General features: G+C 42.0%; 8 protein-coding genes, 11 tRNA genes and 1 rRNA gene. 19 read left to right on the top strand and 1 reads right to left on the bottom strand.

Going from position 1 to position 11,541, the window contains the following annotated elements; genetic code table 11:
• Positions 1–56: 56 nt before the first annotated feature.
• The 6 genes from AC2TFD_RS01390 (at position 57) to AC2TFD_RS01415 (ending at position 7,494) form a co-directional block, all read left to right on the top strand.
• Positions 57–1,067 (top strand): LolA family protein, encoded by a 1,011-nt coding sequence (locus tag AC2TFD_RS01390; protein WP_335510313.1) that lies wholly within the window; start codon positions 57–59, stop codon positions 1,065–1,067.
• 264 nt (positions 1,068–1,331) lie between these two features.
• Positions 1,332–3,056 (top strand): adenine deaminase, encoded by a 1,725-nt coding sequence (ade, locus tag AC2TFD_RS01395; RefSeq protein WP_484674807.1) that lies wholly within the window; start codon positions 1,332–1,334, stop codon positions 3,054–3,056.
• 91 nt (positions 3,057–3,147) lie between these two features.
• Positions 3,148–4,311, top strand: coding sequence for an alanine racemase (gene alr / locus AC2TFD_RS01400; protein WP_484674808.1), 1,164 nt, complete (start codon positions 3,148–3,150; stop codon positions 4,309–4,311).
• A 186-nt stretch (positions 4,312–4,497) separates the two neighbouring features.
• The gene (locus tag AC2TFD_RS01405; RefSeq protein ID WP_045519273.1) at positions 4,498–4,779 is read left to right on the top strand and encodes a CopG family ribbon-helix-helix protein; all 282 of its coding nucleotides are present in this window, start codon (positions 4,498–4,500) and stop codon (positions 4,777–4,779) included.
• A gap of 4 nt (positions 4,780–4,783) precedes the next feature.
• The gene (locus AC2TFD_RS01410) at positions 4,784–5,134 is read left to right on the top strand and encodes a type II toxin-antitoxin system PemK/MazF family toxin (RefSeq protein WP_034673264.1); all 351 of its coding nucleotides are present in this window, start codon (positions 4,784–4,786) and stop codon (positions 5,132–5,134) included.
• Between the two features lie 182 nt (positions 5,135–5,316).
• Positions 5,317–7,494 (top strand): Tex family protein, encoded by a 2,178-nt coding sequence (locus AC2TFD_RS01415; RefSeq protein WP_484674809.1) that lies wholly within the window; start codon positions 5,317–5,319, stop codon positions 7,492–7,494.
• 145 nt (positions 7,495–7,639) lie between these two features.
• On the opposite strand, the gene cmpA is transcribed toward AC2TFD_RS01415, so the two are convergent.
• Positions 7,640–7,753, bottom strand: coding sequence for a cortex morphogenetic protein CmpA (cmpA, locus tag AC2TFD_RS01420; protein ID WP_095251326.1), 114 nt, complete (start codon positions 7,751–7,753; stop codon positions 7,640–7,642).
• Positions 7,754–7,846: 93 nt separating this feature from the next.
• Between cmpA and AC2TFD_RS01425 the strand changes: the two genes are divergently transcribed.
• The 13 genes from AC2TFD_RS01425 to AC2TFD_RS01485 all read left to right on the top strand — a co-directional run bounded on the left by AC2TFD_RS01425 (position 7,847) and on the right by AC2TFD_RS01485 (position 11,485).
• A complete protein-coding gene (locus AC2TFD_RS01425; protein ID WP_484674810.1) occupies positions 7,847–8,320 on the top strand; it encodes a SprT family protein in 474 nt (157 codons plus the stop codon).
• 131 nt (positions 8,321–8,451) lie between these two features.
• Positions 8,452–8,526: transfer RNA gene (locus tag AC2TFD_RS01430), tRNA-Asn, on the top strand.
• A gap of 7 nt (positions 8,527–8,533) precedes the next feature.
• Positions 8,534–8,624: transfer RNA gene (locus tag AC2TFD_RS01435), tRNA-Ser, on the top strand.
• An 11-nt stretch (positions 8,625–8,635) separates the two neighbouring features.
• Positions 8,636–8,707 (top strand) — tRNA-Glu (locus AC2TFD_RS01440).
• A 56-nt stretch (positions 8,708–8,763) separates the two neighbouring features.
• Positions 8,764–8,840: transfer RNA gene (locus AC2TFD_RS01445), tRNA-Asp, on the top strand.
• Positions 8,841–8,861: 21 nt separating this feature from the next.
• Positions 8,862–8,936: transfer RNA gene (locus AC2TFD_RS01450), tRNA-Gln, on the top strand.
• A 70-nt stretch (positions 8,937–9,006) separates the two neighbouring features.
• A tRNA-Lys gene (locus tag AC2TFD_RS01455) sits at positions 9,007–9,082 on the top strand.
• Between the two features lie 85 nt (positions 9,083–9,167).
• Positions 9,168–9,252: transfer RNA gene (locus AC2TFD_RS01460), tRNA-Leu, on the top strand.
• A 66-nt stretch (positions 9,253–9,318) separates the two neighbouring features.
• Positions 9,319–9,404 (top strand) — tRNA-Leu (locus tag AC2TFD_RS01465).
• Between the two features lie 63 nt (positions 9,405–9,467).
• Positions 9,468–9,544: transfer RNA gene (locus AC2TFD_RS01470), tRNA-Arg, on the top strand.
• A 7-nt stretch (positions 9,545–9,551) separates the two neighbouring features.
• Positions 9,552–9,628, top strand: a tRNA-Pro gene (locus AC2TFD_RS01475).
• Between the two features lie 15 nt (positions 9,629–9,643).
• Positions 9,644–9,717, top strand: a tRNA-Gly gene (locus AC2TFD_RS01480).
• A gap of 218 nt (positions 9,718–9,935) precedes the next feature.
• Positions 9,936–11,485, top strand: a 16S ribosomal RNA gene (locus AC2TFD_RS01485).
• The last annotated feature ends 56 nt before the right edge of the window (positions 11,486–11,541 follow it).

Consider the following 11,541-nt stretch of genomic DNA (forward strand, 5'->3'; position numbering starts at 1 on the left):
AGAGACAGGTCTTCTTTATATTCATATGAAAATGAGACAAGAAGGGGTTGAAGGAATTGAAGAAAAGGTTTTTGCTGGTGATTACGGGGTTAATGGTTATCTTTTTACTAGCTGCCTGCGGCTCTAAGTCAAAAGATGACGTGGTGAAAGAGTTAAACGGAAAATTGAATGATTTAACGGGGTATAAAGTAGACGCGAAGATGACGTTAAAAATGGGTACGGACTCACAAGTGTATAACGTTGAGATTTGGCATAAAGATCCGACATTCTACCGCGTTAATCTAAAAAATGCCGAAAAAGATCAAAGCCAAATGATTTTACGGAATGAAGAAGGAGTTTTTGTATTAACTCCAGCCCTTAAAAAGAGCTTCAAATTCCAAAGTGATTGGCCGCAGAACAGCAGCCAGGCCTATTTATACGAATCGTTAATTAAAGACATTGCTGCTGATAAAGAAGCAAAATTCACTGCAACGAAAGAGCATTATATTTTTGAAACAAAAACCCGCTACCAAAACAATAGCATGCTGCCAATCCAAGAAATTAAACTTAATAAAGATGATTTATCACCTGCAGTTGTAAAAGTAATGGATCCAGATCGTAATGCTCTTGTGACCGTAGAATTTTCTAAGGTTAAATTTAACGCAAGCTTTGATGATAGTGATTTTGATATGAAAAAGAATATGACGCGTGCAGACCTTAACCTTCCAGTCATGGCAGAAAGTAAAGATGCAGCCTTTACCGTTAAATATCCAACGGAGGACCTAGGTGCTGAATTGGTTGATGAAAAAGAAGTAAAGCTCGAGAATGGTAAACGAGTTGTCTTGACGTACGAAGGTGAAAAGTCATTTACACTTGTTCAAGAAAAGGTAACCGTTAAGGAAGCTTCAACTTCACCAACCTATGTGGATGGAGATTTAGTTGATTTAGGCGTTACCATTGGGGCTGTTTCTGAGGGCTCTATCACTTGGACGATAGATGGCGTTGACTACATGATTGCCTCCAACGACCTATCCAATAATGAACTTATCGAAATTGCTAGAACTGTACAAGGCGATGTGGAAAAATAAACTACAAGGAAACAGGCTCTTAAAAGGGGCCTGTTTTTTTGTGCTGCTATCTAAGTTCAGCATGCTATGGATTTATTTATCGATACTTGAAAAAACACCAAAATGAACTGTATATCGCTACACTTGGGCCATTAGCGAAGAAGTAATGCCGCCTCTTAAAAAAACGTTTAGCAAATTCAAATTAAGTAATAATAAGAATGGTGGAAGAGTTATGAGGGTATAACTTATCCACCTTCTTTTTTTACTATACTGTGGAGGATACTCATGAAAGCATTGATTACAGACTTAATAGAAAAGGCCCAAAAGATCGGTGAAGTTGATTTAGTATTAAAAAATGGTGAGATTGTAGACGTTTTTTCTTTGGAAACCTTTAAGGGAGACGTAGCCATCCATAATGGTTATATTGTTGGGATTGGTCAATTCGAAACGGGCAAGAAGGTAATAGATGTATCGAATCAGTACATTGTACCTGGGTTCATTGATGGACATATTCATATTGAATCGACCATGGTCCGGCCATCTGAATTCTCCCGGGCGATTATTAAGCACGGGATTACAACAGTCGTAACCGATCCGCATGAAATTGCCAATGTATCTGGTTTAGAAGGTATCAATTTTATGATAAGTGATGCAAAAAACTCTGTCGTAGATATCTTAATGAAATTACCATCTAGTGTTCCAGCTACGAAGTTTGAAAATAATGGGGCAACCCTCACTTCTAATGATTTAAGAGAGCTGTTAGAATGTGATGAGGTTATCGGATTGGCGGAAGTAATGGATTATCCTTCCGTCATAAATATGGAACAAGATATGATGGAAAAGATTGAGATGGTTAAAAATAGAAAGTTAGTCATTGACGGCCATGCTGCAGGATTGAGTGATGATATCCTTGATATCTATAGTATCGCTTCGATTCGCAATGATCACGAGGCGGTAAATGCAAAAGAGGCCTTAACCCGTGTTAGAAAGGGTTTCAATGTATTGGTGAGAGAAGGTTCTGCAGCGAAAGATTTATTGGCTGTCCTGCCAGCCATATCTTCAAAAAATAGTACTCGTTTTTCTTTTTGTACAGACGATAAGCACCTCGACGAAATGGTTGAGGAAGGCACCATCAACCATGCAATAAAACTAGCAGTTAAAAATGGGTTAGACCCGCTGATTGCCATCCAAATGGCTACGATTAACAATGCAAACTGTCACGAGATTGATAATAAAGGGGCCGTTGCTCCAGGGTATATAGCGGATTTAGTTATAGTGGATAATCTCGTTGATTTGTCCGTTCATAAAGTAATTAAAAATGGAAAAATCGTTTATATCGAGAACCAGCAAAGTTTAGAACAAATCGAGATTTCAAAATCCATCCTGCATTCGGTGAAAACTTCAAAGATCACTGAAAAAATGCTGCAAATACCCCTTGTAGAAGGACAAAAGGCAAATATAATTGAAATTTTACCAGGCAAACTAATTACTAGAAAAAGGGTTGATTTTGTAGAGACAAAAGAGGGACTCTTTCTAAGCAACCCAGAAAAGGATTATCTTAAAATGGCGGTTTGCGAAAGGCATAAAAGCACGGGTAATGTTGGACTGGGTATTGTACACGGTTTGAAATTAAAGTCTGGGGCAATTGCGTCAACCGTTGCTCATGATTCACATAATATTGTCGCTGCAGGTACGAATGATCAAGATATGATCCTGGCCATAGAAGAATTACAGAAAACACAGGGGGGCTTAGTCATTGTGAATGCTGGTGAAATTCTAGCTCGGGTAGAACTGCCGATTGCTGGATTAATGTCTGACCAGCCTTATGAAGTGACAGTCAACAAACTATTAAATATGCATGAAAAACTTAAAACCATTGTAGACCACAACTCACACAATACTTTCATGATTTTATCATTCTTATGTTTACCAGTCATCCCAGAATTAAAACTTACAGATAAAGGGTTGTTTGATGTTACTGCTTTTAGTCATATAGATGTTGGGGTATAGAAGGTATTTGACATATGATAAAACTAGTTCGATAATCAAAAAGGAAAAATAAAATATATACTGACTTTAGTTTTAATAGGAAGTGGAGAACATGCAAGAGCAGGGCTTTTTCTATAGAGACACTTGGGTGGAAATTGATTTGGATTGCATTTCCGAAAATGTTGCCTCTGTTAAAAAACTGTTGCCTGAAAATGTGGATATAATCGCTGTAGTAAAAGCAAATGGTTACGGTCATGGTGACCTTAAAGTTGCCGAAAGTGCACTGAATGCTGGAGCCTCCTATTTAGCCGTCGCATTCATGGATGAAGCGATTGCCTTAAGGAATAAGGGAATCCAAGCACCCATTTTAGTTTTAGGTGCAACACGTCCAGAGGATGTAGAACTGGCGGTTAAATTTGACATCACCATTACGGTTTTCCAATTGGAATGGGTGAAAGCGGCTCAATCTTATTTGCCCCCTGATAAGGTACTTACCGTTCATATTAAACTTGATACGGGAATGGGAAGGATTGGGATCCGTACCAAGGATGAGTTAACAGCTTTGGTACAAAGTATTTCAAATGATGACCGGATGGCCATTGAGGGTATTTTCACCCATTTTGCCACAGCAGATGAACTAGATTTGCAATACTTCGAAAAACAATTAGACTTATTTCACGACCTACTCTCTGTAGTGAAGGAACGTCCTAAGTATATTCATTGCAGCAATAGCGCTGCTTCATTAAGGTTTCCTAGTACCTATTTTAATGCCGTGCGTCTTGGGATTGCGATGTATGGATTAACACCTTCTCCAGAGATAGAGCATGAACTGCCTTTCCCGCTTAAGGAGGCCTTTTCACTTCGTTCACGGCTTGTCCATGTTAAGAAGCTTGATAAAGGAGATAAGGTAAGCTATGGTGCAACATATGAGGCTGAAGAGGAAGAATGGATTGGAACCATTCCAATCGGTTACGCGGACGGATGGATCCGCCGGCTTCAGGGGCAGGAAGTATTAGTTGAGGGCAGAAGGGTGCCAATTGTTGGCAGGATTTGTATGGATCAATGTATGGTTAAATTGCCGCATTTTGTTCCAGTCGGAACGACCGTTACGTTAATCGGAAAACAAAGTAATGAGTCCATTTCCGTTAATGAAATTGCTCGAAAACTAGAAACCATTAATTATGAAGTTCCTTGTATCATCTCATCAAGAGTACCCCGTTTATATAAAAAAGGCGGGAAAATTGTCGTACTAAAAAACTATCTTCTTCCGGAATAAATGGCCTAATTTTAAAAAAATATCATATTTATGTTAGTGCGGAATTTTTTCGTGCATAAAAGGTAGTTTGTTTGGCCTATAATACAGAAGTATTAGAATTAGTATTTGCATGTTGGGCAATAAGTGGTATTATTAAATATGGTAGATAGAAAAAATGGTGTGTAGTGATGGTGGAGGTGTATGTTTGTGTCTGAATCCGGCGCAACTACGGAAATCTTAGTGAAATTACCGCAACATCTTTTAACCGAGTTAGATGGTTTTGTAAAATTAGAAAACGTTAACCGGAGTGAGTTTATTTATCAAGCGACTAAAATGTATTTACGCGAACGTAAAAAGAGACAAATTCGCGAGTCTATGAGACGTGGATACATGGAAATGGCAATGATCAATTTAACAATTGCATCTGAAGCATTTCAAGCAGAATTTGAGGCAGAACACACAGTTGAACGTCTTGTAAGCGGAGGGTAATACCTTGATTGTCAAGCGTGGTGACGTTTATTTCGCGGACCTATCCCCAGTTGTTGGTTCTGAACAAGGCGGCGTCCGTCCTGTACTTGTCATTCAAAACGACATCGGGAATCGGTTTAGTCCCACAGTTATTGTTGCAGCGATTACAGCTCAAATTCAAAAAGCGAAGCTTCCCACTCATGTAGAAATTGATGCGAAGCGCTACGGTTTTGAACGAGATTCAGTCATACTTTTAGAACAGATTCGTACAATTGATAAACAGCGGTTAACCGATAAAATAACCCATCTCGATGACGAAATGATGGAGAAAGTGGATGAAGCCTTGCGAGTAAGTATAGGTCTCATCGAATTTTAGTATTTACACACGCTCTTCTAGGAAAGAGCGTTTTTTTATACTTATGCTCTGACCTCATATTTGTTTCTGCCTTAGCAAGCTATTTAGCTTGCTTCTTTTTTATTTATAGAGGGACATGATCCGATATGAATCAATTGAGATAATTTGATACAATATGGTAAGTAGGAATGGAGGTTTATATTTTGAACGATACAGTTGTGAAAGATGAACAGCTGCTTGGAAAGGTTGCTGCCGAATTAGCGATACCTCAAAAGCAGGTAAAAAGCGTCATTTCTTTACTGAATGAGGGTAATACTGTGCCATTTATCGCTCGCTACCGAAAAGAAATGACTGGGGCGCTCGATGAAGTCCAAATACGAGATATCCAGGAACGCTGGCAATACATACAAAACCTAGAGCAAAGGAAAGGAGAAGTACTTCGGACCATTGCTGAGCAAGGGAAACTAACTGATGAACTTACACATAAAATAACAAAAGCAGAAAAGCTGCAAGAGGTTGAAGATTTATATCGGCCTTATAAACAAAAGCGGCGTACAAAAGCAACGGTTGCAAAGGAAAAAGGGCTGGAGCCTTTTGCGGAATGGCTATTAACTTTTCCGAAGAGTTCTATTGAAGAAAAGGCAAAGGAATTTTTATCAGAAGATAAAGAAGTCTTAACGGTCGAGGAGGCCATTGCTGGTGCAAAAGATATCATTGCTGAAATGGTATCGGATGATGCGGAAGGGCGGAAATGGATTCGTAACGAAACCTTTAAGTCGGGAAAAGTGGAATCAACAGTAAAAGATGCCGAGAAGGACGAGAAAAAGGTTTATGAAATGTATTATGAATATGAGGAGCCTGTAAATAAAATTGTTCCACATCGCACTCTGGCGTTAAATCGTGGTGAAAAGGAAGATATCTTACGGGTGTCCATTAAGATGAATAATGACATCATCATTTCTTACCTGTCTAGAAAATGGGTCCTAAATCAGCACTCTCCAGCGGCACCGCTTGTTTTAGAAGCAATCGAAGACAGTTATAAGCGTCTTATTCAGCCTTCGATTGAAAGAGAAATTCGCGGAGAGCTAACAGATAAGGGTGAAGAGCAAGCCATTCATATCTTCTCTGAAAATCTCCGTAACTTACTTTTGCAGCCGCCGTTAAAAGGAAAAGTAGTAATTGGTGTAGACCCTGCTTATCGGACAGGCTGTAAGCTTGCGGTTGTGGATGAAACAGGCAAGGTGTTAAAGATTGATGTTATCTATCCGCATCCGCCTGTATCAAAGACAAAAGAAGCAAAGGATAAGTTTATTCGTATTCTTGGTGACTATAAAGTTGAGATGGCGGCAATTGGGAATGGAACGGCCTCTAGAGAAACGGAACAATTTGTAGCAGATATCCTAAAGGAAATGGATCAAGAAATCTATTATCTAATTGTGAATGAAGCCGGTGCTAGTGTGTACTCTGCATCTGATCTTGCAAGAGAAGAGTTTCCTGATTTTCAAGTCGAAGAAAGAAGTGCTGTCTCGATTGCAAGAAGACTGCAGGATCCGCTTGCTGAGTTAGTAAAAATTGATCCGAAATCAGTCGGAGTAGGTCAATACCAACATGATGTAACGCAAAAGCGTCTTTCGGAATCGCTGCACTTTGTGGTTGAAACAGCTGTAAACCGAGTAGGTGTTAATGTGAATACCGCTTCAGCTTCCTTACTGCAATATGTTGCCGGGTTAACAAAAACGGCGGCACATAATATTGTGAAGAAAAGGGAAGAGGAAGGGAAGTTCACTAGCCGGGTGCAATTAAAGAAGGTACCTCGCCTTGGCGCTAAAACGTACGAACAGGCTATTGGCTTTTTACGTGTATTAGATGGCAAGCAGCCGTTAGACCGAACCGGAATTCATCCAGAGAACTACGATGAAGTGAAAAAATTATTGACTAGTCTAGGTTTTTCAGCCAAGGATTTAGGAACAGCTGAATTACGGGATGCATTAAGTGGGCTTGATCTTAAAGCGGTGTCAGCTGAATTGTCTATTGGAGAACTAACATTAAAAGATATCATCGATGCGCTAGTAAGACCAGAACGAGACCCTCGTGACGACTTACCGCGTCCACTTTTGAAAAAGGATGTTCTTAAATTAGAAGATTTAAGTGCGGGAATGGAGCTTCAAGGCACGGTTCGAAATGTTGTCGACTTTGGTGCCTTTGTGGATATCGGTGTGAAACAAGATGGACTCGTTCATATCTCCAAACTAAGCAACCGATTCGTAAAACATCCATTAGATATTGTATCTGTTGGCGATGTTGTAACGGTTTGGGTTGACTCGGTGGATATGAAAAAGGGAAGAGTGGCGTTAACTATGCTGCCTCCTTCTAAAGAATAGAAGAACATTGAAGACTAAATAGCGGTATAGAGCTCATGGTGACCATGAAGTATCTTTAATAATGAAAATATGAAAAGGGAGGAGTGCAAATCTCGAAATAGATTTGTACTTCTCCTTTTTCCTTCCCTAGCAGAACTAGTTGTAATTAAGAAATATGTTTCTTTCTGTAAAAAAACCAGCATTGATTTAACAGTTTAATTTGGTATCGGTCCTTCTCGTAGAAAGCTCTTTTCATTTGGTTTTGAAACCAAGTCGGCATAGATTAACCCTCCCGAAAAGTGAATCATTATAGGTATATACAATATATGCTATAATAGGTTGTCACGTTCGCTTTATTAAGGAGTGTTACTAAATGGAGGAAAAAGAACTACAAAAGTTAGTCGAAAAAATCTCAATTGAATCTTTTGGTAAACCCTTTAGGCATAAAGCTTCCTTTAATAGCAGGCTGCGTTCTACTGGAGGTAGATATCTCCTTGGTACTCACGATATTGATATTAATAGAAAATATTTAGACCAACTGGGCATGAACGAATTAATTGGTATCATTAAACATGAACTCTGCCATTACCATCTTCATCTTGAAGGAAGAGGGTACCAGCATCGAGATCAAGATTTTAAAATGTTATTGAAGAAAGTGGGAGCACCAAGATTTTGTAGTCCGCTGCTAGATAGACCTAAGAAACGCACACCTAATAAAACTCTCATTTATGAATGTACAAAATGCAATCAGTCATATATAAGGAAACGAAGTATTAATACAAGTAGATATGTCTGTGGAAAGTGTAAAGGCAAGCTAACAAAGGTAAAAGAAATATCGAAAGAATAAGGAAAATATTCACAAGTTGTTTTATTGAAAAATCGTGTTGACTTTATAATACAACGTCATTATAATGTAAAGAGTCGACAAGCTGATTGACCTTGTTTGGCGACTTGTTTAACAGTGTAGTTCATTATTATTCCGCAGTAGCTCAGTGGTAGAGCTATCGGCTGTTAACCGATCGGTCGTAGGTTCGAGTCCTACCTGCGGAGCCATTTTTATGGGGAAGTACTCAAGAGGCTGAAGAGGCGCCCCTGCTAAGGGTGTAGGTCGGGTAACCGGCGCGAGGGTTCAAATCCCTCCTTCTCCGCCATAAAATATTTAGGCCCCTTGGTCAAGTGGTTAAGACACCTCCCTTTCACGGAGGTAACACGGGTTCGAATCCCGTAGGGGTCATCAGGGACGGGAGATGATTATAGCTCATTTCCTGTTTCTTATCTAAAGCATTATTCGGTCCGGTAGTTCAGTTGGTTAGAATGCCTGCCTGTCACGCAGGAGGTCGCGGGTTCGAGTCCCGTCCGGACCGCCATTATTTTATCAATAGTAATATTGGGCTATAGCCAAGCGGTAAGGCATCGCACTTTGACTGCGACATGCGTTGGTTCAAATCCAGCTAGCCCAGCCAAATCATAACATCCCTGAAGATGCTTCGGCGGATTTTGCGAAAAATACCGAAAGGTATTTTAAGCAATTGTGAGCCATTAGCTCAGTTGGTAGAGCATCTGACTTTTAATCAGAGGGTCGAAGGTTCGAGTCCTTCATGGCTCACCAAGTTTTTTTCGACAGCAAAATAAACGTCCTTATGCGTTAGCGAAAATAACTTTCCTTTTGCGATAGCAAAATAAGTTTATATTATGCGGGTGTGGCGGAATTGGCAGACGCACCAGACTTAGGATCTGGCGCCGCAAGGCGTGGGGGTTCGACTCCCTTCACCCGCACCAACCAATTATTTCCACTTGAAATACAGTTAATAATTTGGTATGATTGTAAATGTCGCTAAAACGTATGCGGTCGTGGCGGAATGGCAGACGCGCTAGGTTGAGGGCCTAGTGGGGGCAACCCCGTGGAGGTTCAAGTCCTCTCGGCCGCACCAAAAAAAAGATGTTGACATCTTAAGTAACATTTGATACAATATAAAAGTTCGCTTCAAAAGTTTGCGCCCGTAGCTCAATTGGATAGAGTGTCTGACTACGGATCAGAAGGTTATGGGTTCGACTCCTTTCGGGCGCGCCATTATTTACGGGAAGTAGCTCAGCTTGGTAGAGCACTTGGTTTGGGACCAAGGGGTCGCAGGTTCGAATCCTGTCTTCCCGACCATTCAATATTATATATGCGGGTGTAGTTTAGTGGTAAAACCTCAGCCTTCCAAGCTGATGTTGTGAGTTCGATTCTCATCACCCGCTCCAATTTTTATTTTAATTGTCCCTGCGCCATAGCTTATTAGAAGGTGTTATCCTTCAGCTCGTCGCAAGGCAGCAAGAAGTAAATTCATTGAAGTTTATCACGATGTTTTTACAACGTCGTAGCCTTGTTCTTTGAAAACTAAACAAACAAGAACGTCAACAAACAATTTTTTAGCTTTTTTAAAAAGCTAAGCCAACGTAACAAATGAGCTATATCAACTTTCTTGGAGAGTTTGATCCTGGCTCAGGACGAACGCTGGCGGCGTGCCTAATACATGCAAGTCGAGCGAATCTTGAGGTGCTTGCACCTCAAGGTTAGCGGCGGACGGGTGAGTAACACGTGGGCAACCTGCCTGTAAGACTGGGATAACACCGGGAAACCGGTGCTAATACCGGATAATTCTTTCCCTCTCATGAGGGGAAGCTGAAAGTCGGTTTACGCTGACACTTACAGATGGGCCCGCGGCGCATTAGCTAGTTGGTGAGGTAACGGCTCACCAAGGCGACGATGCGTAGCCGACCTGAGAGGGTGATCGGCCACACTGGGACTGAGACACGGCCCAGACTCCTACGGGAGGCAGCAGTAGGGAATCTTCCGCAATGGACGAAAGTCTGACGGAGCAACGCCGCGTGAGCGATGAAGGCCTTCGGGTCGTAAAGCTCTGTTGTTAGGGAAGAACAAGTACCGGAGTAACTGCCGGTACCTTGACGGTACCTAACCAGAAAGCCACGGCTAACTACGTGCCAGCAGCCGCGGTAATACGTAGGTGGCAAGCGTTGTCCGGAATTATTGGGCGTAAAGCGCGCGCAGGCGGTCCTTTAAGTCTGATGTGAAAGCCCACGGCTCAACCGTGGAGGGTCATTGGAAACTGGGGGACTTGAGTACAGAAGAGGAAAGCGGAATTCCACGTGTAGCGGTGAAATGCGTAGAGATGTGGAGGAACACCAGTGGCGAAGGCGGCTTTCTGGTCTGTAACTGACGCTGAGGCGCGAAAGCGTGGGGAGCAAACAGGATTAGATACCCTGGTAGTCCACGCCGTAAACGATGAGTGCTAAGTGTTAGAGGGTTTCCGCCCTTTAGTGCTGCAGCTAACGCATTAAGCACTCCGCCTGGGGAGTACGGCCGCAAGGCTGAAACTCAAAGGAATTGACGGGGGCCCGCACAAGCGGTGGAGCATGTGGTTTAATTCGAAGCAACGCGAAGAACCTTACCAGGTCTTGACATCCTCTGACACTCCTAGAGATAGGACGTTCCCCTTCGGGGGACAGAGTGACAGGTGGTGCATGGTTGTCGTCAGCTCGTGTCGTGAGATGTTGGGTTAAGTCCCGCAACGAGCGCAACCCTTGTTCTTAGTTGCCAGCATTTAGTTGGGCACTCTAAGGAGACTGCCGGTGACAAACCGGAGGAAGGTGGGGATGACGTCAAATCATCATGCCCCTTATGACCTGGGCTACACACGTGCTACAATGGATGGTACAAAGGGCTGCAAGACCGCGAGGTTTAGCCAATCCCATAAAACCATTCTCAGTTCGGATTGTAGGCTGCAACTCGCCTACATGAAGCCGGAATCGCTAGTAATCGCGGATCAGCATGCCGCGGTGAATACGTTCCCGGGCCTTGTACACACCGCCCGTCACACCACGAGAGTTTGTAACACCCGAAGTCGGTGGGGTAACCGTAAGGAGCCAGCCGCCTAAGGTGGGACAGATGATTGGGGTGAAGTCGTAACAAGGTAGCCGTATCGGAAGGTGCGGCTGGATCACCTCCTTTCTAAGGAATATACAGTCCTTGTGGACTGATAAACGTTGACTGTTACTTGTTTGTTT

The organism is Neobacillus sp. plas4 (assembly GCF_057221695.1).